The organism is Corynebacterium durum (assembly GCF_030408675.1).
GTDB lineage: Bacteria > Actinomycetota > Actinomycetes > Mycobacteriales > Mycobacteriaceae > Corynebacterium > Corynebacterium durum.
Map to the genome: position 1 here is coordinate 2,227,033 of NZ_CP047200.1, position 21,853 is coordinate 2,248,885.

Annotated in this window: 20 protein-coding genes and 2 tRNA genes; 13 read left to right on the forward strand and 9 right to left on the reverse strand. The window is 55.9% G+C overall.

Annotated features, from left to right (window positions below):
* Positions 1-2 precede the first annotated feature (2 nt).
* From cas7g to CDUR_RS10290, 3 genes are all read right to left on the reverse strand, one after another.
* On the reverse strand, positions 3-1,214 hold the full coding sequence (cas7g, locus tag CDUR_RS10280; protein WP_179418139.1) for a type I-G CRISPR-associated RAMP protein Csb1/Cas7g: 1,212 nt from the start codon (positions 1,212-1,214) through the stop codon (positions 3-5).
* Positions 1,215-2,664: 1,450 nt separating this feature from the next.
* Complete coding sequence (locus CDUR_RS10285) at positions 2,665-3,084, reverse strand: excalibur calcium-binding domain-containing protein (RefSeq protein WP_290207494.1); 420 nt, start codon at positions 3,082-3,084, stop codon at positions 2,665-2,667.
* Positions 3,085-3,114: 30 nt separating this feature from the next.
* Positions 3,115-3,837 carry an excalibur calcium-binding domain-containing protein gene (locus CDUR_RS10290; RefSeq protein ID WP_233452939.1) on the reverse strand — a complete coding sequence of 241 codons (723 nt, stop codon included), beginning with the start codon at positions 3,835-3,837 and terminating at the stop codon, positions 3,115-3,117.
* A gap of 288 nt (positions 3,838-4,125) precedes the next feature.
* Here CDUR_RS10290 and cmrA point away from each other — a divergent pair, with 288 nt between their 5' ends.
* The 4 genes from cmrA (at position 4,126) to CDUR_RS10310 (ending at position 7,016) form a co-directional block, all read left to right on the forward strand.
* On the forward strand, positions 4,126-4,926 hold the full coding sequence (gene cmrA / locus CDUR_RS10295; protein WP_179418140.1) for a mycolate reductase: 801 nt from the start codon (positions 4,126-4,128) through the stop codon (positions 4,924-4,926).
* A gap of 21 nt (positions 4,927-4,947) precedes the next feature.
* The gene (orn, locus tag CDUR_RS10300) at positions 4,948-5,571 is read left to right on the forward strand and encodes an oligoribonuclease (RefSeq protein WP_233452940.1); all 624 of its coding nucleotides are present in this window, start codon (positions 4,948-4,950) and stop codon (positions 5,569-5,571) included.
* 48 nt (positions 5,572-5,619) lie between these two features.
* A tRNA-His gene (locus CDUR_RS10305) sits at positions 5,620-5,695 on the forward strand.
* 331 nt (positions 5,696-6,026) lie between these two features.
* The gene (locus CDUR_RS10310) at positions 6,027-7,016 is read left to right on the forward strand and encodes a hypothetical protein (RefSeq protein ID WP_179418142.1); all 990 of its coding nucleotides are present in this window, start codon (positions 6,027-6,029) and stop codon (positions 7,014-7,016) included.
* A gap of 12 nt (positions 7,017-7,028) precedes the next feature.
* Here the strand turns inward: CDUR_RS10310 and CDUR_RS10315 are convergent, their stop codons facing one another.
* Positions 7,029-8,204, reverse strand: coding sequence for an alpha/beta hydrolase-fold protein (locus CDUR_RS10315; protein WP_179418143.1), 1,176 nt, complete (start codon positions 8,202-8,204; stop codon positions 7,029-7,031).
* Between the two features lie 33 nt (positions 8,205-8,237).
* Between CDUR_RS10315 and CDUR_RS10320 the strand changes: the two genes are divergently transcribed.
* A complete protein-coding gene (locus CDUR_RS10320; protein ID WP_040359605.1) occupies positions 8,238-9,170 on the forward strand; it encodes an alpha/beta hydrolase in 933 nt (310 codons plus the stop codon).
* A 65-nt stretch (positions 9,171-9,235) separates the two neighbouring features.
* A complete protein-coding gene (locus CDUR_RS10325) occupies positions 9,236-10,690 on the forward strand; it encodes a peptide MFS transporter (RefSeq protein ID WP_179418144.1) in 1,455 nt (484 codons plus the stop codon).
* A gap of 114 nt (positions 10,691-10,804) precedes the next feature.
* Here CDUR_RS10325 and CDUR_RS10330 read toward each other — a convergent pair whose 3' ends face one another.
* Positions 10,805-12,001 (reverse strand): L,D-transpeptidase, encoded by a 1,197-nt coding sequence (locus tag CDUR_RS10330; RefSeq protein ID WP_179418145.1) that lies wholly within the window; start codon positions 11,999-12,001, stop codon positions 10,805-10,807.
* Positions 12,002-12,186: 185 nt separating this feature from the next.
* Here CDUR_RS10330 and CDUR_RS10335 point away from each other — a divergent pair.
* A tRNA-Lys gene (locus CDUR_RS10335) sits at positions 12,187-12,259 on the forward strand.
* Between the two features lie 59 nt (positions 12,260-12,318).
* Positions 12,319-12,882: a nicotinamidase gene (locus tag CDUR_RS10340; protein ID WP_179418146.1), complete on the forward strand. Its 564-nt coding sequence runs from the start codon at positions 12,319-12,321 to the stop codon at positions 12,880-12,882.
* Here the strand turns inward: CDUR_RS10340 and CDUR_RS10345 are convergent.
* Positions 12,879-13,154, reverse strand: coding sequence for a DUF3618 domain-containing protein (locus CDUR_RS10345; protein WP_179418147.1), 276 nt, complete (start codon positions 13,152-13,154; stop codon positions 12,879-12,881). The two genes, CDUR_RS10340 and CDUR_RS10345, sit on opposite strands and share 4 nt — an antisense overlap.
* A gap of 104 nt (positions 13,155-13,258) precedes the next feature.
* Here CDUR_RS10345 and bcp point away from each other — a divergent pair, with 104 nt between their 5' ends.
* Entirely contained in the window at positions 13,259-13,732 is a 474-nt protein-coding gene (gene bcp, locus CDUR_RS10350; protein ID WP_179418148.1) for a thioredoxin-dependent thiol peroxidase, read from the forward strand.
* A gap of 7 nt (positions 13,733-13,739) precedes the next feature.
* The gene (locus CDUR_RS10355) at positions 13,740-14,378 is read left to right on the forward strand and encodes a TetR/AcrR family transcriptional regulator (protein ID WP_006063105.1); all 639 of its coding nucleotides are present in this window, start codon (positions 13,740-13,742) and stop codon (positions 14,376-14,378) included.
* 189 nt (positions 14,379-14,567) lie between these two features.
* On the opposite strand, the gene acpS is transcribed toward CDUR_RS10355, so the two are convergent.
* Positions 14,568-14,993 (reverse strand): holo-ACP synthase AcpS, encoded by a 426-nt coding sequence (gene acpS, locus CDUR_RS10360; RefSeq protein ID WP_179418149.1) that lies wholly within the window; start codon positions 14,991-14,993, stop codon positions 14,568-14,570.
* A gap of 65 nt (positions 14,994-15,058) precedes the next feature.
* Between acpS and CDUR_RS10365 the strand changes: the two genes are divergently transcribed.
* The 3 genes from CDUR_RS10365 to CDUR_RS10375 are packed head-to-tail and all read left to right on the forward strand — an operon-like array spanning position 15,059 to position 16,340.
* Entirely contained in the window at positions 15,059-15,520 is a 462-nt protein-coding gene (locus CDUR_RS10365; RefSeq protein ID WP_179418150.1) for a hypothetical protein, read from the forward strand.
* A gap of 50 nt (positions 15,521-15,570) precedes the next feature.
* Positions 15,571-16,032: a hypothetical protein gene (locus tag CDUR_RS10370; protein ID WP_179418151.1), complete on the forward strand. Its 462-nt coding sequence runs from the start codon at positions 15,571-15,573 to the stop codon at positions 16,030-16,032.
* Positions 16,029-16,340, forward strand: coding sequence for a winged helix-turn-helix domain-containing protein (locus CDUR_RS10375; RefSeq protein ID WP_179418152.1), 312 nt, complete (start codon positions 16,029-16,031; stop codon positions 16,338-16,340). The genes CDUR_RS10370 and CDUR_RS10375 overlap by 4 nt, the downstream gene beginning before the upstream one ends.
* Here the strand turns inward: CDUR_RS10375 and CDUR_RS10380 are convergent.
* Together CDUR_RS10380 and CDUR_RS10385 are read right to left on the reverse strand one after the other, a co-directional pair.
* On the reverse strand, positions 16,337-17,704 hold the full coding sequence (locus tag CDUR_RS10380) for an Ig-like domain-containing protein (RefSeq protein WP_179418153.1): 1,368 nt from the start codon (positions 17,702-17,704) through the stop codon (positions 16,337-16,339). The genes CDUR_RS10375 and CDUR_RS10380 overlap by 4 nt on opposite strands.
* A gap of 454 nt (positions 17,705-18,158) precedes the next feature.
* Positions 18,159-21,572 (reverse strand): DUF5979 domain-containing protein, encoded by a 3,414-nt coding sequence (locus CDUR_RS10385; protein ID WP_179418154.1) that lies wholly within the window; start codon positions 21,570-21,572, stop codon positions 18,159-18,161.
* Between the last annotated feature and the right edge of the window lie 281 nt (positions 21,573-21,853).

Here is a 21,853-nt window from a genome sequence, read left to right on the forward strand (position 1 = left end):
GACTAGTCCTCGCTTTCAGATTCATCGGAAGCACCCTGCAGAATCACTTGATTGCCATCCACATGCAATATCTGACCGTTCCAGTCAGCAACGCCAGTAGAGCGTGCATGGTTGATTGCCTGTTCCAGCAGCTGGTCAGCAAGTTCTACAGTGATTGGATCAAGGATGCGTTTATTTCCATAGCGCTCGTCCAGCGTGACAACAGGTGCTCCTGCCTCAACAAGATCGCAGTTAGCGCGGAGATACAGCTCGCGTTCAGCACGCGCAATTGCCACCAAACCAAACGCCGCAAGAAGGGCTCTACCAGCAACATTTGCTTCTTCATTGCCACCAAAGCGCAGCTGCCGTAGCGATGCAAAACTCAACACCCACGAACGAATAATTTTACCGCAGGCTACCCCTCCAAGAGCATCAAGCTTTGGTGGAATACCGCCAAGTCCGAGCGGCGATGCTGATAGTTTTTTATCCTTCTTGGCTTTCTTTATCTCACCACGAAGCTTGTCAATCAGCTTATCACTGAGTTCAGCCTCTTGGGCATCAATCAATTTCTCCATCTCTTTGGGGTCAAGCTGCACACTCATAGCAACCGTATCCACACGAGCTCCACCTCGACGTGATTGCTGATCCTGGCCGCTACTATCCTGATCAGCAAGAACACCAATAATCTCACCAACAAGCGCACTACGAAGTCGTACTTGATTCTTCTTACGAGTAGAATCCCATCCACCAAAAACAGCCGCAGCAGGAGCAGTATTGAGGATTGCACTCATGTCGGCAGGAGTGGCATTGCGAACTGCTCGGTATGCTTCGTTTGCAGTGGTCGGCTCACCATCAATAGTCCCCGCACGGACATGCCCATCAGCAAAACGGTGAGGCAACTCCATGTCACTAAATTCTTGACCATCACTGTAGGTGACCAGAATCCGGGGAATTTTCCCCAACAAAGGATGCTCAGCACGAATATCCTGCATGATGGCACCTTCCGCACGATTAAGTTGCGACTGCTTGCTGTCCAACAAGACAGCTCGAGCTGCCAAGCCATCAATAAAACGAGTCTCAAAAGCAAACACGGAGCTACGCCCATCTACAAACTTCGCTGGTGCGACTGATGCATGCGCTCCAGCTGCAGGTTCAAGTTCCGTCACTGACACCAGGGTTGAAGCACCTCCGCTGGTGCATGCCTTGAGTAAATCTTCAAAGATCATGATGGTCATGAGACTTCCTTTCAAATATTGGAACTTCAGTTCCAAGTCGAAATTTTGATGTCGCTGCCACTCACTAGAGTGATGATCATCGCGATGACCTCCTCAAATGGTGGCAACAAAACTGATAATACGCCTCAGAAAAGTCAAGTCAATTTTGGCTCATACAAAGATAACTAACCATTACCCCCGATGTATCAACCAGAGCTTTCACCAACACCAGCTCGAGCGGTGCAGCATCGTAGTGAGCCAAAGCTCGTACAAATAGGACCAACCAGCCCCAATGAAAGGCTGCGGCACCTTCAGCCACCCTACCCGAAACATCTCAATAACCCCGAGAAGCCAGCCTTCAGATTGATACTTTCGAAATGCACACTTACCCCCGAATGCCTGATTGAACACATTTATTCCGCCTTTCACTCAGACACTGAGGAAAAAGTCTCCTACGGGGTAGAGAGGTGCACTTCAGCTTCAATACCTTCATCGCGGCGCGTTTTTGCACTTGCGTTTTCCACCCCATCATTATTGATAAATCACGCCGCCATTGTTACTTCCAAATCAGGAAGAGTAGGGAAGTTCACCACAGCGAATGCGGGTACATCCTTCCCTGAGTAGTTTTTAACGCAGTCACCTTGAGAGATCAGGGTGGGCGCATAAACTACTATCTACGCCAGAGCAGGGGCAAGTATCCGGTGCTACACCAAGGATGACAACAGCGTCTCGTTGTGGAGCAAACACCTGCACTGGAGCGGGGGCAAGTACCCGCACCGGAGCAGGCACAATAGACGAATCTGGAGCCTGGGAAAACACTACACAAAGGAATACAACCATGGCCATAGTCGAAGCCAAAACTGAGCGGGGAATCTTAAACACAGACACAGAGCTACGTTCAACTACAAACTTAGCTGACGCAACTAATCCTTGTGCTTCCGCTGCAGGTTCGAGTTCCGTCGTTGAAAAGCGCCTCGAAACGGCACGGCTAGTAGAAGCTTTGGGTCGATTGTTAAATCGTTTCATTAAACTCACTTCCAGTTCTTAGAAAGTACGTATTATTTATGGACGGTTATGTCACCACCACCCACTAGAGTGATGATCATCGTGATGATCTTCTCAAATGATGGTAACAAAACCTATACTACACTTCAAAAATCTTGATTCAAGCTTGGCTCGTACAAATACTACAAACCAGTACCCCAATTTCTGCAACCGACGCTCCCACCAGGACAGACCAGGGCGGTGCAGCATCGTTTTGAGCCAAGGCTCGTACAAATAGGACTAACCAGCCCCAATGAAAGGCCGCACCGCCCTCCGACACTCTACTCCGATCACCTCAATATCCCATAAGAGGTTATTTGTAGATCTGTGCGCCTGACATTCATGCTTACCCCCGATTGTCTGGTTAAACACACTTATCCCACCTCCCCATCACGCGAAAAACCCCGCCGTAGCGGGGAAAAACACCTCACTCCCCTCGCTCACACGCAATCCCATCTTTGTCGTGGTCTAGGGCGGGTGAGTAGCCAGGCTGGCCTTGGTGGATGGGCGTCGTTAAGCCTGCGCGGCGTGCGGCGTCACAGGTCGGGAAGCCATCGCCAGTAACCCCTAGTACGGGCAAGCCATCAGGGACAGACGCCCCAGTTATAGAAATGATACTGCGGTGCAGTGCCCAGGCGGTGATGATGCCGATCATTCCACCTGTAGCGATGTGGGTAACGGCGGAATCAACCCGGTCATTGCTACTACCACCAGTGCCTCCAGCGGCGGACCCACCAGCAACCTTCCCGTCAGCGGCAGCCTTTACCTCCACCCCGGAAGTCTCGGCAGCCGCAGCCGTGCCACCACTGCCGAGCACCAGCGTCATAGACAACGCCACCGCCGTCACTACACTACCTAGGCCACCCAGCCGCAGAACTTACCGCTCGCAGGCCACGCCGTCGTTGTCGCGATCCAGGTGCGGCGCGTAGGCGGGTTCACCACGGTGAATGGGGGTGCGCACTCCGGCCGCGCGGGCTGCTGCGCAGTTCCTGAAGCTACCACCCTGCGGGGCAGGTGCCGGTGCAGGCGCAGGGGCTGCCTGAACTGGAGCAGGGGCCGGGGCTGGCGCAGGTGCGGGAGCCGGGGCCGGGGGAGCTGGCGGATTGGGGATGATTCCCGGCAGCGGATTAGCGATCAGCCGCTGCTGCACCGCCCAGGTGAGTCCCGCAGAGATGAGGCCGCCAATGCCCACGATCCCGGCGATAATGCCCAGAAATTTCAGGGTTTTATTATCTTTGTTCTCAGCAATGGCACTGCTCCCCGCCTTGCCGCGTTCGCTACTCCCCTTGACCTTGTCGCTGCTGCCGCTGACTTTTGCACTGCTTCCACCAGCTTTTTCACCAGGCTTCCCGGCAGCACCCGCGCCAGAAGCTGCATCCACACCAGAAGCGGCGCCCTTGCCCGCCTCAACCTGATTTCCACTGGCCTCATTTCCAGCAGCGGCATTACCAGCCTCACCGTTTGCCCCAGCAGCGGGCGCAACCACCCCGGTCTCCTGCTTTCCCTGAGCTGGTTTTTCTTCAGCTCCAGCATTCACCATTCCAGCGAGCGGCAGGACCACTGCCAGGCTCAGACTTACAAGTTTTGTGCGTGTACGCATCGCAGACTCCTTTTTCATAGGCTTATATTTGGAAATTCTTATATTTTCTTCCTGCTTTTCTCAAATAACGCCCTTCGGAGCTACCCCAGAACCACCCCCAACACCGCTCGCGCCCCGCCTGCACCCATACCCGATCCATACCCGTGCCCTAAAGCTACCCCGCACCTCACGCCGCCATTTTTCGGCCAAATCACCTCACACCGGTACGATGGACACCAAACCGAACTATCTCCCATATTTTTAGCTAGCTGCCCCAGAACTATTTTCGATTAAAGGATTACTGCAACTATGCCCCTCCCCTCCCCTAGCCCCGATTCTCGCGCACTTATTACTGGCGCTAGCCAGGGAATTGGCATGGCTATTGCGCGTAATCTGGCCAAGCAGGGCCACCATGTGATCTTGGTGGCGCGTCGTAAAGATGTGCTGGAGCAGTTTGCTGCGGAATTAACGTCGCGGTACAACGTCACGGCCGAGGTTTTTCCCTGCGATTTGTCGGATGAGCAGCAGCGCCACAAGCTTATCGCAGACATCAAAGACCGCGACATCAGCATCATTATCAATTCTGCTGGCATTGCGAGTTTCGGCCCGTTCATGGACCAGGAATGGGAGTATGAGACCAATCAGTTCGAGCTCAATGCCACGGCTGTTTTTGAACTCACCCGCGCCGTGCTGCCCCGAATGCTGGCAAATAGAAAAGGTGCTATTCTCAATGTTGGTTCGGCTGCTGGCAACCTCCCTATTCCAAATAATGCGACCTACGTGTTCACCAAGGCGGGCGTGAATGTATTCACGGAGGCCCTGCATTATGAGTTGAAAGGTTCGGGGGTCAGCTGCACGCTTCTTGCACCTGGTCCAGTGCGGGACGCGGTAATCCCGGAGGAGGAGAAATCTATTGTGGATAAGGTGGTACCGGATTTCCTCTGGACCACCTATGAATCCTGCGCAAAAGAGTCCCTCGAAGCGTTGGCAAAGAATAAACGCCGTGTGGTTCCGGGTCCGCTGAGTAAGGTGTTGAATGTGGCGTCGCTCGTCGCGCCGAGGGGTATTGCCTCCCCACTTATTGGTTCGTTTTATAAGAAAATGTCGTAAAAAATGATGTCGGAAAGTGCTATGTCGAAACATGACCGTTTGGTGTGGATTGATCTCGAAATGACGGGTCTTGACCCAGATCATCACGTCGTTGTGGAGGTGGCGGCGCTGGTCACGGACGCGGACTTGAACATCCTCGGTCAGGGCGTCGATATTGTGGTCCACGCCACGGAGGAGCAGCTGGCGGGCATGAATGAGCTCGTGGCAGACATGCATGGCTCATCGGGCCTGACGGAGGCGATTCGCACATCGACCACCACAATTGAGCAGGCTGAGCAGGCGGTTCTTGACCTCATAGCCGAGCATTGCGATCCCGATCATCCCGCGCCGCTGGCCGGAAATTCCATTGCCACGGACCGTTCCTTCATTCGCAAGCACATGCCTCGGCTGGACAGCGCCCTGCACTACCGCATGATCGACGTGTCCACCCTGAAGGAGCTCGCCCGCCGCTGGTATCCCCGCATCTATTTCAATCAACCGGAGAAGGGCCTCGCCCACCGCGCCCTCGCCGACATCGTGGAATCCATCCGCGAGCTGGACTATTATCGACGCTCGTTCATCACACCCGATCCAGGCCCCACCACCGCCGAATGTATCGACGCCGCGAAGGAATCGATGGCCTCGTACCAGCGCTTTTTGCAATAACGCACGAGTGAGTTATTATAGTCCTCGCTGCTTTTAACAGCAGCAATGGTGGCTGTAGTTCAGCTGGTAGAGCACCAGGTTGTGATCCTGGGTGTCGCGGGTTCGAGCCCCGTCAGCCACCCCAAAGACAAAAACCAGGTTTGATAATACAAACCTGGTTTTTGTGCGTGCGGATGAAATTCTTTTAATTACTATTCAATTAAACGTTCTTTAATGGTTAACTAAATAGTATGAAAGGAACACGCAGAAGACGCGCTGCGGCACTTCTCTGCACCCTTGGTATTTCACTATTCAATGCGCTACCGGCGCCCGCCACTGAATCGATACCTTTCTTACAGGTCGGCGGTGTAAAAAATGGACAACCAGACCCCACTCGTCACCACGCTATTCTCCCGCCAGAGCAGTCACTACGTTGGAAAGTCGAATTAAAACATGGTGATCAACTGGCGTTAGGAATGATGGTCACGCCACCGGAAGACGCGGCGTCGATACCCGGACTGGCGCGAATAACAGCCGACATTATCGACCCCGCCGGAAACCACTGCGTCTCCGAATCCAGCGACGGAACAGCCGCCAATGAATTCACCCAACCCATCAGCGGATTCGCAACGTCTTACGTGGTTGGCGACACTTTCGGCAACTGCACACCCGGCGCCTACGACATTGTGATCACCCGAAAAGGCACACTCGGCGGCGCACACGAACTCCCACTCGACTTCACATTATGGAAAATCCCAACAGCGGCAACCGACACAATAGCTACCTCCGCGCCACCGCCCGAACTCAGCATGGACATCAACAACTCCGCCGCAACTCTTCACACCGCCACCACGCTTAACGACGCCCCGACAGTACACGCAGGCAGCTACGAAACAACACTCCATTCCGGCACAACACAATGGCTCCGAATTCCCATTGCCGAAGGGCAACGACTACAAATAGCCATAGAAGCCCCGCCCACACAAGGAACCATCAACTGGGCGGTCATTGGGCCCAACCTCTACCCCGTTGACATCGAAGAAGGCACCAACAATTACGGCGAAACAACCATCCCGTACCGGCTCAAACTCGACGCCATGGAAGTCCGCAAAGTCACATCCATCACCCAAGAAATACGCTGGGGAAACATTATCGAAGACACCGAATTCGACCACAAAGGGGGATTCCTCGCCGGCGAACAGAACGTAGCCCTGCGCTACAGCGCGGACACACCGCAGTCCACCACTATCCGCTTAGCTCTGCGCGCCGTGGGCAACGCCGAACCAGGACCCAAGCTTTCCTACGGCGTTGCGGGCGAGGCTGTGGAGGTTTCTGACGCGATCAGAGCACGAAAAACATCCAGAAACAACCAGCCCACAAGCCCTTTCATCCCGATTGCCTCTGGAGCGCTCCTCGCAACCGCGATTCTTGTGCTCGGAATGCTGTTCATGCTGCGTCGGCGGTGAACTCCAAGCACATCACACCTTCCCCGCAACCTCCGCGAGAACCTCCGGCAGAAGTGCCTGCCACCACAGCGCGTCATGGCCACCTGGATAAATATCAAAGCCGAGGAGTTTCCCCTGGGCGCGGAGCAGCGCGGCGGCGTGGTGGACATCCCGTTCAAGATCCCATTCGTACGCCCCTACCTGCAGATATGCGGGCGCGCCGTCCTGTCGGCTTCGCTCGTCAAACCATGCGCCGCCGTTCCACCACAGCGAGGGCGATTGCGCGATGGCAGCCGCCACGAGGTCGGGGTGCCGCATACCGGAGAGCAGGGCACACAACCCTCCCATGCTTTGCCCCACAACAATCACTGGTGCATCGCTCCCATCCCCCAGCAACCCCAGCGCCCGCTCGATGAAGGAACGCCCAGCAGCCGCGTCGCTGGTGTAATCGAGTTGTCGTTGTTGGGGGCCACCGGATTCGATAAACACAGCATGGATAGGCACAGGCACTTCCTGCAGGGCGCTGACCAGTGGATACTGATTCACCCAGGTCTCCCCGTCAAGAACAACCAGCCGCGCCACGGGAGCAGCATCATCCGCTGGTCTCCAGGTCCAGGCGGTGAGTTCTGCCCCATTCACCGGGCTCACAACCTGAGCTTCCTCAATCCCCTCCGTATCCCCCGACAAAACCGCCCGGTCAGCGTCCCGCCCACGCGCCACAGCCAGCCGCGCATTACCTAAGAAACCAACGTATTCGCGAGCACGTGGGTCCTCAACCGCGCTAGCGCGGAGCATCCCAAACATCTCACGGTCTGCCCCGCCATGCAGCGCGGGTGCCGGGAGTTCAGAACCAGGAACGCTGTAGTTGTAGCTTCCCATCCACTCGGTGGGCATATCCAGAGTGAGGGCGTGCAGCCCGGTCCCCGCGATGGATTCCAGCCGCGTATCGGCGGGATCAAGCATGTCACTGACCTTGTTCAGGTTCAGAATCACCCCGTGGGGAGCAACGCCGTACCACACAAACGTAACCAGCGTGTTTTCCACAAGCGGCGTCCCGGTTGCCGTGAGTTCCTTGTATATGAGCTCCGCGCGTTCCTCGCGTTGCTGGGTGTCGGGGATGGCTGCGAGGGCCGTGCGGGCGGCGTCGATAAGCGGTGAGGAGGCTCGTGGAAGTGGCCATGGTCGGATAGTATGGGGTGGCGTCAGCATGTCCGCCACCTTACCCGCGCAAGGAGGGGCACTTTGAATAATTACACCTCAGTTACGTTCACCTGGGAGGGCGAGCAGCAGCCGGGTCTGTGGTGCCCTGCGTTGAGTTCTAACGTGATTCCGATGGAACGGTCGGGGGACGGCTGGTCGTTCACGGCTGAGCTACCCAATGCCTCGGGCGTGTCGTGGGCGATTGTTCCGAATGTTACTGAGGTCACGGCTCTTTCCCCCGCGCTTCTCGACGCCGCCCTTTCCACACCAAATCCGACGGTGCCGAGCTTGTATCGGCTGATCGGGACGGATCCGATGACGCGCGCGGAGCCGAATATTTCGGTGCTGCAGCAGCCTGACGCACCGGAATATGATTGGGCTGATCTGGGCAATCCTGCCCCGCAGTTGGCGGGCGAGAAGCTGGCGACGGGACATAAAATTCACTACGCGCTGGAAAATCCGAACCAGGTGTTGTTCCTGGACGGTGAGGTGATGCAGCGCATCCATAATGATTTCCTGGACCTCAACATCGCCCCGATTTACGTGCATAACAGCGGCATGGCGCAGCGTATGGGCGATTTTGCCGACCCGATTGGCTTTGCCCACGCCGTGGGCGCGCACATTGAAGAACAGCCCGACGTGATTGTGGGCATGTCTGCGGGCGCGCTCGCCGCCTGCGCCCTGGCTGTGGAGTTGGGTGCGCAGCGTGTGGTGCTGCTCTCCCCCGCCGTGGTTGCGGGTATCGACGTCGCGCGGGAACTCATGTCCTCCCTGCTTGCGAACAACATTTCCGTTGACATCGCAGTGGGTTCCGAGGAGAACCGCGGCGACCGCCCCGAGCAGTCGATCTTCACGATTGCGCAGGGCCTGGCCGACGGAATCGAATCCGCAGGCGGGCGGTCCACCTTTACCGTGTTCCCCGGCGGGCACGATCTCGCAGCGTGGCGGCCCGTGTTGGCGCGAATGTTAAGTTGATAATTTTCCGGTCGCGTTTGTGATAAGTATCCCACTTACGGGGGCTTTTACCCTACTGTGGAGACATGGCAACAAATGAGCGTACCTTTTTCGGGCACCCCTGGGGGCTAGCCAACCTATTCGGCGTGGAAATGTGGGAGCGTTTCAGCTTCTACGGACTCCAAGCAATCCTGCTCTACTACCTGTACTACCAGACCACCGACGGCGGCTTAGGCATCGACGAGTCCATCGCCACCGCCATTGTCGGTGCCTACGGTGGGCTTGTGTACGTGGCAGCCATCGGCGGCGGCTGGGTTGCCGACCGCGTGCTCGGTGCCGAACGCACCCTGTTTTATTCAGCCATCATCGTCATGCTCGGCCACGTCTCCTTGGGCCTGCTCCCCGGCATCCCTGGACTGACGGTCGGTCTGATGCTGGTGGCTCTCGGCTCCGGCGGCGTGAAAACCACCGCCTCCACCGTCCTCGGCGGACTCTACGAGGAAGGCGATCCGCGTCTCGACGGCGGCTACTCCATCTTCTACATGGGCATCAACATCGGCGCGCTCTTCGGTCCACTGGTCACCGGCTGGATGTGGGGCCAAGCTGGATTCCACTGGGGTTTTGGCATGGCTGCATTCGGCATGGCCATCGGCCTCATTCAATACGCCGTCATGCGCAAAGACACCATCGGTGCCGTGGGCAGCACCGTGTTGAACCCCGCTCCGCGCAGCCAAATCCTCAGCGTTCTGGGAATCACTCTCGCGCTTGTGGCCGTGGTCGTGGTGCTTTTTACCACGGGAATCTTGAAAATCGGGTGGCTCTCCAACTTTGTCAGCATCGTCGGCGGTATCGCAGCCGTCCTGCTCTTCGTCCAGATGTACAGCTCCCCCAAAACAACCCGGACCGAAAAACACCGCCTCCTGGGCTTCATCCCCATGTTCTTCGCCTCCGTGATGTTCTGGTCCATCTACCAGCAACAATTCACCGTTATTGCCATCTACTCCGACCAGCGACTCAACCGTACCTTTGGCGGCTTTGAAGTAAGCCCCGCCTGGGTCGGATCCATCAGCCCCATCTTCATCATTGTCTTCTCTGGCATCTTCGCCACCATGTGGCTCAAACTCGGCGAACGGCAGCCCTCTACCCCTATGAAATACGCGCTCTCCCTCATGCTCACCGGGCTCGCCGCTTTCATATTCATCCCCTTCGCGGGTGGCGGCCCCAACTCGACGCCCTTCTTCGCCATGGTGGCCATCCTCTTCCTGTTCACCATGGCCGAGCTCATGATCTCCCCCGTCGGCCTTTCCCTAGCCAGCCGACTCGCCCCGGCGCGATTTGCCACTCGTATGATGAGCCTGCAGTTCCTCTCCTTGGCGGTTGGGACCGCCCTGTCCGGAACCTTCGCCGGGTACTACGACGCGGGCGACGCCGGTGCCGAACGCACTTACTTCCTCGTCATCGGTGCCGCCGCTATTCTCGGCGGCCTGGTCATGGTCGCGCTGCGACGGGGTATCCTCACCGCGTTTGAGGGAGTGCAGTAGCTGGACGTGCTGGCGAGCGTGCCGCGTAAGCAATGAAAAACCCGCCCCCCCCTGCAATCACGCGGGGTGGGCGGGCTCCTCCAAGCAAGTCCAAGCAAGCCAGGCTCAAGCAACCTACCAGGCTGAGGTTTCGTTGACGTTGCCCTTGCTCCAGGTTTCCCAGGGGATGTTCCAGTCGCCGAGTCCGTCGTAGCCGGAGAGTTCTTCGCCGATGGTGTTGCGGACTTGGACAATATCGCCACGCTTCAGGTTGTCTTGGAACCATTGGGCGTTGTCGGTGCTGACGTTGATGCACCCGTGGGAAACGTTTTCAACGCCTTGGGATCCCACCGACCAGGGTGCCGCGTGGACGAAAATGCCGGAGTAGGACATTTGGGTGGCAAATTGCACGTTGGTGCGGTATCCGTCGGGCGCGTCGATGGCGAGTCCGTAGGAGGAGGAGTCCATGACGATGGTGGGGTGCTTGTCGCCAATGATGTAGGTCCCGTGCGGGGTGGGGTATTTGCCGGATCCCATGGAGATCGGCATGGTTTTGAGCACTTCCTCGCCACGCTTGATGGTCATGGTCTTGGTGTTGTCGTCGGCAACAGCAACAACTTTGTCGCCGATGGTGAAGTTGGTGTTGTTGTTTTCTTCACCGTAGACTCCGCCGCCGAGGTCAACACCGTAGATGTCCACCTTGACGTCGACTTTGGTGCCGGGTTCCCAGAAGTCTTTGGGCCGCCACCGGACTTCGCTGTTGTTGAGCCAGAAGAACTGGCCCTCAACTTTGGGTTCGGTTTTGACGGTGATGGCGTCTTGCGCAGCTTGACGGTTTTCGATGTTGGTGTCGAATTTGATCCCGATTGTTTGACCGACACCAACCGTGGATTCGGGAAGCGGCGAAAGGGCCGCGGTGGTGGTGTTGGTCGCATCGATGGTGCTGAAGCTCATTTCCTGCTTCTTCTCACCCTTGGCCTCAATGGTCAGGGTGTAGGTACGGCTGTAGCCCAGCGGTTCGGTGGTTTCCCACTTCTTTTTGTCTTTGTCCAGCGATGCTTCGACGACTTTGCCGTCTTCGTTGGTCATGGTGACTGTGCTGAGTTCACCATCCCCGATCTTGACGGTGATGGGTTTGGCGGGGTTGACGTCCTTTTGCCCGTCTTTGACGTTGGCTTCAGGTTTTTTGTTTTCGGCGCTTTTCGACGCCTCGGCTGCCGCATCGACAGCTTTGTCGCCGCTGTTCTGACCAGCGGCGCATCCACCTAGGATGAGGGCCCCGGCGAGGAGCCCGACCGCTCCTAGCGCGGTGAGGGGGCGAAGTCCCGGCATTTTTCTCCAAACACTATGATTTTGCAAGTCTCTAAGCAGAGAGTACACGTTTTTTGATGACAAAACCGTAACTCCTCTTATCGTGTTCCCAGACACCCATGATACTGGACGTTATGCGGGGAGCTAGCAGTGGATTTGCATATTTTTTAGCAATGTTGTTATAGTTTCCTTCGTTGCAAAGAACGGCGCCATTAGCTCAATTGGCAGAGCAGCTGACTCTTAATCAGCGGGTTCGGGGTTCGAGTCCCTGATGGCGCACATATGTCCCCCTGTATGGTTCACGCCTACTGGGGGCTTTTGGTTTATCATTGGTTGTCATGCGAGCTTTGATCATTGTTGACGTCCAAAATGACTTCTGCCCAGGCGGCCCCCTAGCCACAGCCGACGGCAACAACGTAGCCCGGCGAATAGCCACCTTTGTCAAAGATCACGGCAAGGATTACAGCGCCGTGGTGGCCACAAAGGACTGGCACATTGACCCCGGCGAACACTTCTCCCCCACCCCGGATTTTCTGGATACCTGGCCGGTGCACTGTGTTGCCAACAGCGACGGCGCAGATTTCCACCCCATGATTGACCCGAGCGTTTTCGACGCAGTGTTCCTCAAAGGCCAGTACACCTCCGCCTACTCCGGGTTTGAAGGCGCGACAGAAGACGGTACTCCCCTGGCCACATGGCTGCGTGACCGGGAGATCACGCACGTGGACATTGCGGGCATTGCCACTGATTACTGCGTGCGCGCCACCGCGCTGGACGCGTTAAGCGAGGGATTCACAACCCACGTGCTCACGGATCTGTGCGCCGCCGTTGCCCCAGACACTGGGCGCGCAGCCTTGGAGGAGCTGGCTGCGGAAGGCGCGAACGTCGATAAGCAGAACTAACGGTTGGACAGCAGGCGCTGGAGTTCCTTCATGTCCTTTGAGCGTCGGCGGGAGCGGGCGAGGCCGATGAGGACGCCGACAGCCACAACAGCAGCAACACCTGTGAGAATTTGCTTCACCTGCGGCTCCTGGAGGCGTTGGAGGGCAGACTTCTTGGCGTCCTCAACGATGGTTTGGGGGCGGGTGCGGTAGGCCAGCCGATCCAAAGTACCCGCCAACTGACGACGCGTACGCTCGATGTCCTGCTGGATGTCTTCAATGTTGCGGGCCACGAACAATCTCCCAAAGTTGCGAAACAAACAATAAACAACACTAACGCTAGTGGATAACCCGAGCACGCGCACGCAGAAACAGCAACATGAGTATTCTTGTCACTATGACTGAGCAAAAACGCCTGGAAATCGGTGACCAAGCCCCGGCCTTCACCCTGCCCAACGATAGCGGTGAAACGACGTCACTGTCCGATTACCAGGGTAAACGCGTGCTCGTCTACTTCTACCCGCGTGCCAACACCCCCGGATGCACCACAGAAGCCTGCGACTTCCGCGACAGCCTCACACAACTCAATGACCTGGGGATAGAGGTGGTGGGCATCTCCCCCGATACGGTGGATAAACTCGTGGCCTTCCGCGAGAAAAACAACCTCACCTTTCCCCTGCTCGCCGACCCCGACAAAAACGTGCTCAAAGAATGGGGTGCCTTTGGGGAGAAAAAGAACTACGGCAAAATCGTCGAAGGCGTGATCCGCTCCACCTTCCTCGTCGGTACCGACGGCACCATCGAACTCGCGCTCTACAACGTACGCGCCACTGGACACGTCGCCCGGGTCATCAGAGAACTGGAAAAATAACCGCCGCATGGACCAAGACGCCCCGGACATACTCCTACCGCGCCGACGCCCCGCGCAACAGCGAAGCCGCGAACGCTTCAACCGCATCCTCGCCAGCGCCCGCGCGGTCCTTGTCGACGTCGGGTTCGAATCCTTCACCTTCGACGAAGTCGCCCGGCGCGCCGAAGTACCCATCGGCACTCTGTATCAATTCTTTGCCAACAAATACGTGCTCATCTGCGAACTCGACCGGCAAGACACCGCCGAGATTGTCTCCGAGCTTCAGGACTTCTCCTCCCGAGTGCCGGCGCTGCAATGGCCCGACTTCCTCGACGAATTCATCGACCACCTCGCGGGACTCTGGCGCGATGACCCCTCCCGCCGCGCCGTCTGGCACGCCGTGCAATCCACCCCGGCGACCCGTGCCACCGCCGCCGCGACCGAGCAGGAAATGCTCGACCTCATTGCCCGCGTGATGAAGCCCCTCGCCCCCGGCTCCCCCGATATTCTCCGCCGCGAGCTCGCCGGGATTCTGGTGCACACCGTCAGCTCGCTGCTCAACTACGCTGTCCGCGATAAAGAGCTTGACGACGCCCGCTTCTCCGGCACCGTCGCCGAAATCAAGCGCATGCTGGTTGCGTATCTGTTTGCTGTAGCGACGGGGTAGGTTGTTGGGGGCTTGGTGGCATTTGGTGGGGGGCTTAGCGACTATTGAACAACGTTAGTGCAAACTTTTGCGTAGAAATAGGTCTATCGGCAGGCTCGAAAATGGGGTGTTCGCGTACCTGGCGATGGACCTATATAACCAAGGCGAAAAACAGGGCATTGTCGTGCTTGAGGATAAGCACACTGTGCACTACCCCACCATCAACGCGATACAGCAGGTGGCCGTGGCGTAGTCGCCGTCGTGACTAATGCTGAGGCTGATGTGGGGCGTAGCGCCTCCCATAGTCTCCGCAACCTGCTCGGCAACCTCCCCGATCAGATGAATAGCCACACGCCCCCACTGGTCGGGAACAACTTCTACCTGCGACCAGTCAAAATCTTCCAGGTCGATCACGGGCGGGGTGCCGTAGAGGGCCTGGGACCAGGCTTTAACAAAGGCTTCTTTAGCGGCCCATCGCCCGGCGAGATGCTGATCAGGGTCGAGTTTTTGGTTGGCGTGACGTCTTTCGAAGGCGCTGAATACGCGGTGAAAGCGACTGCCAGGTTGCTGGAGCTGTTCGGCAAAACTGGGGATATGGACGAGGTCAATACCGATGGCGGGGGTGACAGGGGGCATGCCCTCAATAATAATCCGCGGAAAGTACTTGCCAAAGTGGAAAGTACTTTCTTAAAATCAGAGGCATGAACACCACAACACCACAAGAGGCGCAGGCCCAGCTCACAGAGGCCCGCCTGCGCACGCAAGGCATCAGTGGATTTAGCCCCGTCTGGGTCGCCTACGAGATCATCCTTATTGCTATGACCTTCGGAGTGCTATGCGCGTACTTTGATGGACATCCCGATTTTCAATCCCTACGCACCCCATTCTTTGCCATGGGGATGGCATGGCTGTTCGGAGGCATAGTCATGCTCATACTTACCAAGACCATCTCAAAACCCATCCGCTTCGGCTTCGAGCGTCGCTGGGACATTATGCATTACCTCATGGCAGGCGGTTTCTTTGCTTCGACACTCATCGTTGTTTTTGCGCCGCTAGAACTGTGGCATGTCCTTGCCATCATCTCCACCTACCTGCTCTTGGGCATCGCAGCCCCTGTATGGGAGGTGATCACTGTGCGCAACCTTTACAGAAACGCCCAATAAAGTCCACATTTCTGTAACCGAATTCTTCTCAAAGATGGGATTTCTCTGACATGAACGCACTAACACCACATGAAGCGCAGGCTCAACTCACGGAGGCTCGCATGCGCACGCAAGGCATCAGCGGTTTCACCCCTGCGTGGGCCTCTTATGAGATCATAATTGCCGCCATGGTCTTCGAAGTTCTAGCCAATTACTGTGACGGGCACCCCGAATTTCACGCCCTTCGCATGCCGTTGTTCATCACAGGATTTGTGTGGCTCGCTGTCGGAGTCGGCTTATCCACATTCACGGTGATTGTCGCTAAAACTGCCCTCCGTGGTTTCGGACTTCGTTGGGGCATCATGATTGGGGTCTGGTCCGTTTGCTACTTGGCACTCATGCTTACTACGACCTTCACACCAGTGTCCCTGACGCAGCTTTTCATCATGCTCTCCATAGTCCCACTCCTAGGCATCGCAGGTCCCGTGTGGGAAATGCTCGCCCTGCGCAAGAACAGAAAGAGCATCCGATGAGCACCCACCCTCGCAATGACCTCAACCCGGCGTTCACTAATCCGCTGCGGTTTTCCCTGATGGCTACGCTCGCGGGCGTCGAGAAGCTGCCGTTCAAGGATGCCCGGGATTACCTGGGCACCACCGATTCGACGCTTTCTAAGCACGCGAGCGCGTTGGAGGAAGCGGGGTTCGTCACCATCATGAAAGGGTTTTTGGGCAAAAAGCCGCAGACAACCCTGAAGCTCAGCAAACAGGGCCGCACGGCGTGGGCGGCGCATCTCGACGCCCTGCGACAGATCGCCTTCCCCCAAGACACCGAGAGTTAGTGGTCCTTCGATAGAACCCGCACCAGCGCACACACTATAATCCCCAGGAACAGTAAAGCTAATGGAAGAAACACGAAGGCACCGACATCCTTGAGGCTCTGCGCCTCCGATGCGGTGCGTATCGGACTAACACGATTCACGGCGGGAGCGGCGGGGATAGCGGGGGCGGTGGGGTTAATGGGCGTCGAAAAGCGGAGAAGGGAATCCTGGGATTCAGCTGCGGCGGGGGCATCGGGTTGGAACACCGTTTCCGTCACAATGCTGTCCATGATGTCCTGCACCACCCCATAGGACGTGAGATGAATGGGAGATGCCACGGGCTGAGCGTCGGCAGTGGTTGAGTAGAAAACCACCAGGTAATAGTGGTCGGACTTCCATCCACCCGATGGAGGTTCGGCAACAATGGATTGGGCGAGACCGCCGTCTTTAATTCCCTGGGTAATGCTAGCCGCATGGTGCTGCTCATCCGGCACCGAAAAGGGATCGTCCCGTTGCTCAGCGGTGTATTCGATCAATTCGTCCGCATCGGAATTGATATAGACATGGCCAACAGCGTTGCGCGGCCCCGAAAGGCGGCTATCAAATCGCAACGACCGCTCCCCCAGCTTGTCATGCAGTAAGGCACCCGGTGCACTGACCACCCAGCGAATAAGTGTGCCGTTAATCTGCTGGCCTTCCACCGTTATGTGAGCAGGAAGTGTGGGGGCCGCTTTCACAATGCCGGAAGGGCCATCGCCCGGCAGAGTAATACTCTGGTCAGTGCCGTTGATATTGAAGTCAATGTCCATGGAATCATAACTGCTCAAAGCTTTGACTTCCGTGGTGAGCGTGCCAATAGCATTGTTATGACCGGCCAGGGAATCATCAAAAGTGCAGGTGACCAGGTTAGTGCGACGGTCTGAGGTGCAGTCGCCAACCGTGCGCCCGCTACTGTCGTGCAGGGCATTGAAAAACGTGGCCGGAACTCGGAATTGCTTGGGAAATTGAATGGTGAATTGTTGACCTTCAAACTCCCCGCCCGACAGCGACCATGGCCAACTGAATGTCACTTCCGAATTTTCCGTTATAGGGAGGGCAGATGCCGTGATAATGGGGGCATCAATGTCAATGAAGGTGGGCGCATTGGCGGCGGTACCGACGTGATTTACCTGGGCAGTGTTGTTTGCTTGGGCTTGGACGATGACATCGGATTGGTGGTGAGAGGTTGCTGCGTGAGCTTCGGCGAGCTGCATTTCGACAAACGAAGTTCTGGCAAAGTGGGCTCCAGCGAGGTCGGCGAATGCCCCGCTGACGTTAATACCGATAGATAGCAGCAGTGCAACGCCAAGCAGAGCGCAGCGTCGAGCATTCATCAAGCGACTCACAGATCCTCTTCACCCCTTGCGGCTGAGTTATAGCATGAACCAATCACATTTAATGCTCAGGATTTTATCATCTTAAACCTTCATTTCAAAGGCAATATTTGAGGCAATCCTCACTTTTTGACCACAGATGGGGGCTATCCAGGGGTTGAGCAAGTGATGATCCGGTAGTGAGCAGGGAAAATTGGATAACAACCAGCACCCAAATCCGAAATCGATGCCCAGCACGCCACCAAAGCCAGCAAAGAATAAAAGTGGCTACGCTTACAATTTTCTTAACATTGACGCGTTGTGGCCGGCACCCAGCACTGTGGAGCGCTGTGGAGCACAGTAAAACACTGTGGAACATGCAAAGCGCAAACACAGAGCGCAAAAGGAAGCCCCGGCTCCACCATTACATGGAGCCGGGGCGCAGGTGCGCTAGGCCATTAAAGCCCTAGTGCACTACGTCGGGATGTTACGAGCGGCGGCTACGAATGATCATCGCAGCACCAGCTGTGACAACCAGAAGCGCTAGCATGCTAACACCGATGACCGAGGCACCTGTGTTGGCCAGTTTCTTCGGGTTCTGCTTCTCGGGTGTCGGGTTCCCTGACTGTGCTTTGGCAGGGATGCCCTTCTGCGGAACACACGGGACACCCTTGTCATTACCGTTGGCACCGTGTCCACCCGAATATCCACCCGGTTCACTCGGGGTACCCGACGCGGGAGCGTGAGGATCACACGTCTTGGGTGCGGGCACCGAGGGGGTCGGTGTCGCGGACAGCGGCGCGGGCGGCTTCTGCACTGACGGTGCCGGAGGTGTGGGTAGCGGGATCAGGGGAACGATAGGGATGACAAACCACCACCATGGAATGTTGGCACTGTTCGTGACCTTCACTACCGTTGCTTTGCTGCTCTCGGCTTTGACAGTGATGGTTGCTGTGCCATCACCATTGTCTTTCACAGCCCCAGCGGTATCACTACCGAAGCGTGGTGTAGCCCAGGAGGTAAAGGTGTCCGATGCCGGCATTGTTTCCTTCAGCGTCACCATCGTGCCCACGGGCATCTGCGGCAGCTTATGGGTGTCGCCATCCTTGAGTGTGAACGTCTCCTTCTTGGACTCGTTACCAATGCCCCACGTCGCGGTGAACTGGTACTCCTTCGACTTGTTGCTAGAGGAACCTGCTACAAGCCCCACGACTTCCTTGGTAATTTCAACGGTTCCAAGTTTGTCGTAGCTGTTCTTGATGCGCGCAGAGGCTTCACTGCGCTCATCCTCAACTGTTGCTTCTGCACGAACAATGGACTCGTCTTCGACGAAGATCGCGCCGTCAACTGCCACGTCCTTGGTGTCCTCTGTGAAGGTACAGCGTGATCCAACAACGATGTCCTTGATGGTTGCGGGTTCATCAACCTTCAGCTTCACCTCGCCTTTCGACGTCTCTTTGCCTTCCTTGGTGCAGACGTAACCAACGGTGAAGGTCTTGTGCTTGATGACGTCCAGATCCTTGGCCGATCCAGCCAGCTCCTTGGTTACCTTCACACTGCCCTTCAGCGCAGTGTATGTGTTCGTTGCAGTAACGGACTTGGTAGCACCCTTAACGATAGTGATCTCTTCCAAACCACTCGTCTTCAGGTGAGCACCAGCAACACCAGCACCCACTTCGTTGACTACACAGTTAAAGTCGTGCGGAATCTTCTTGCTGGTCGCAGTACCATTGGCCTTCACCACAAGATCACCCTCGACCTTGGTGGCTTCGGTCTTAGCTTTATCCGTGCACACGTAGTGGAAGGTAAATTCCTTATCTCCCACTGCGACATTGTCAGGGTTCACTAGCTTCTTGGTGATGGTGAAATCACCCAACTTAGAAGCGTAGACATTGTTCACGGTGAAGATCTGAACCTGATTAGCCGAAATCTTCACCGACTTCGGAGTGATATTCGTCGTACGGGTTGCGTCCTTCACATCAGCAGAATCAGCACGCTCGGCAATTTGACACTCGTACCCAACCGGAATCTCAGGGGACGTCACTTCACCGGCACCATCAACAGTCAAGGTGAACTGTAGTGGCGCAGGTTCATTGACATCCTGAACTTCAACACGCCCTCCTGTGTTTGGTTGCGAAAGAGCAGGCGGAGTACACACGTAGTCAAAGACATAGCGCCTATTCTCGTTCTGCGGAATCACCTTGTGGGGGTCTTCAACGGTCTTGACGATCTTGAATTTACCCATCGGCGTTTTAGTCGGAGTGAACTTATTGGTTACCCGGAGATGCTGGCGTTCATTGGTGACAGTGTAGTTAAAGACGTTGGGGGTTTCGGGGTGGTTTTGAAGCAGGTCTCCCTGCTGGTTTTTGCGGATGTGATAGTGCCACCTATAGTCAACAGCCTGCACGTCTTTTTCAGTAAAACTGCACTGTGCGCCCACCGGGATGTTGTTGACGGGTTGCGAGGGAGTGCCATCGCTCTTGATTGTCACATCACCGTCGTAGTCTTTCCCTGCAGTGGTACAGGTGTAGTGAACCGTGAATTCGGGGAACTGTTTCTTCAGCTCAGCGATTTCTGCGTCTTTACCCTCTGCAACATGTGTGCCATCTTCCGTCATGACCGCAATGACCTTGTCAAAGTAAAAACCACCAGTCAGCTTTGGGGTGTTGGTCAAAGTCACGCCAATATTGCGGTCTGACACCGTAGTAACGGTTACCTTCGACGAACCAGCCCCCTCGAGATTCGGGGCGTCGGAAGTGTTCGTTGCAGTGAACTGCGGAGCGTCATATGTGACAGCACCACCTTGAGGTATGACCTCCTCCAAGGTGACCTTGGAGCCAGCGGGCAGTTCCTTGTTTCCCTTCACCACGTCACCATTAAGAGGAACATTCAGAGTGTAGGTTTCATCGAATTTATCGTCAGGAGAATCAACAGTCACGTTAACGGGGAATGTCGTTCCATCCTTGAGACCCTCTGGACGTGTCGCAGCAGGATTCAGCACTTTCTTCAGCTCAAAAGTACCACGATTTACACCAGTGATGGTGCCTCGAGCATCCTGTTTAAATTCAGAAACTGCGGTTGACACAAGTGCTGTACCACGCAGGCTGGCCTTATTTGAAATATCAGTGTTTTTAGCGGGGATAGCACCGTCTGCGGAAATTGATGTATAAGACACTTGGTAGAAGCGATCAGCCTTCCAGCCGTCATTTGGACGCTTCAGGGTAATAACCTGCTTGGTTTCCCCCGGCTGAATATCCTGCTCGAACGCAAGAGGCTTGCCCTTGAATCGCGGGTCATCCAGCTGGTCTTTGGTGTATTCTACAGCGTATTCGCCCCAACCTTTGATAAACTTGTGCCCGACATCACCGGTGACAAGCTTCAGTTCATCTTCAATCACAACATCGCTATTGATGCTGTGTTTTACCAGCTCAGAGCCAGGAACCGAGATAGTCCAGCGGGCGTGAACTTTGTCGGATTCAGCCCAGCCTTCTTTCGAAAACGTCTTTGGCGCAGTGTAATCGGCCCCGATAATTCCATCCTGGTCATCGGGACCAGGCAAACGAACAAGCCGTGACACGCCATCGATCTTGAAAGGGATTTCTTTGGATTTCTGGGCTTTGGCAACCTGCACCTGCACCTCGAACATCCCATGGACATTATCTTTGTGCGAGAACTTATCATTAAAAGTACAGGTGACAATTCTAGTGTCGCTATCGGCATTACACGTTCCACCAACAACGCCGTCCGCGTCTCTTAGCTCAATACCTTGATCCGAGCCCAGTTGCAATACGTCCGGAAATTCCACAGAAAACTGCTGCCCGTTGCTCACGTTACCCGCATACCAGTCCCACCGAACGTGAACATAGCTCAAATTCTTAATGGGAGTGTTTTCGGACTCCACACTAACATTCTCTATCCTCACACCCCCAGTGGCCTGTGCCACTGGCTGATAAGTCAGCAGACTGGTGAGCACCAGAAGCAGTGAACTTACGATCGCGTAGATTTTTCGGCTCACCGAATAGCCCACAGCCTTCTCCTTTCTCTTGATACATGCAAAAACCAGATGAGACCTACGGGCAGCTGACCTGACGAATTTCACAATCCCGACCAACACCATAAGTCACATAGTTCTTTAAGGATTTTATCAGTTTATTGTGTCATGTCAACTAGGACACCGTCCAG

What these genes read in the sequence shown, in the direction of transcription:
- CDUR_RS10325 (WP_179418144.1), top strand. Translation starts at nt 9,236, where the DNA reads ATGGCAACAAATGAGCGTACCTTTTTCGGGCACCCCTGGGGGCTAGCC.
- orn (WP_233452940.1), top strand. Translation starts at nt 4,948, where the DNA reads ATGTCGAAACATGACCGTTTGGTGTGGATTGATCTCGAAATGACGGGT.
- CDUR_RS10330 (WP_179418145.1), bottom strand. Translation starts at nt 12,001, where the DNA reads ATGCCGGGACTTCGCCCCCTCACCGCGCTAGGAGCGGTCGGGCTCCTC.
- CDUR_RS10315 (WP_179418143.1), bottom strand. Translation starts at nt 8,204, where the DNA reads ATGCTGACGCCACCCCATACTATCCGACCATGGCCACTTCCACGAGCC.
- CDUR_RS10370 (WP_179418151.1), top strand. Translation starts at nt 15,571, where the DNA reads ATGAACGCACTAACACCACATGAAGCGCAGGCTCAACTCACGGAGGCT.
- cas7g (WP_179418139.1), bottom strand. Translation starts at nt 1,214, where the DNA reads ATGACCATCATGATCTTTGAAGATTTACTCAAGGCATGCACCAGCGGA.
- CDUR_RS10340 (WP_179418146.1), top strand. Translation starts at nt 12,319, where the DNA reads ATGCGAGCTTTGATCATTGTTGACGTCCAAAATGACTTCTGCCCAGGC.
- CDUR_RS10355 (WP_006063105.1), top strand. Translation starts at nt 13,740, where the DNA reads ATGGACCAAGACGCCCCGGACATACTCCTACCGCGCCGACGCCCCGCG.
- CDUR_RS10290 (WP_233452939.1), bottom strand. Translation starts at nt 3,837, where the DNA reads ATGCGTACACGCACAAAACTTGTAAGTCTGAGCCTGGCAGTGGTCCTG.
- CDUR_RS10365 (WP_179418150.1), top strand. Translation starts at nt 15,059, where the DNA reads ATGAACACCACAACACCACAAGAGGCGCAGGCCCAGCTCACAGAGGCC.
- CDUR_RS10375 (WP_179418152.1), top strand. Translation starts at nt 16,029, where the DNA reads ATGAGCACCCACCCTCGCAATGACCTCAACCCGGCGTTCACTAATCCG.
- bcp (WP_179418148.1), top strand. Translation starts at nt 13,259, where the DNA reads ATGACTGAGCAAAAACGCCTGGAAATCGGTGACCAAGCCCCGGCCTTC.
- cmrA (WP_179418140.1), top strand. Translation starts at nt 4,126, where the DNA reads ATGCCCCTCCCCTCCCCTAGCCCCGATTCTCGCGCACTTATTACTGGC.
- acpS (WP_179418149.1), bottom strand. Translation starts at nt 14,993, where the DNA reads ATGCCCCCTGTCACCCCCGCCATCGGTATTGACCTCGTCCATATCCCC.
- CDUR_RS10310 (WP_179418142.1), top strand. Translation starts at nt 6,027, where the DNA reads ATGATGGTCACGCCACCGGAAGACGCGGCGTCGATACCCGGACTGGCG.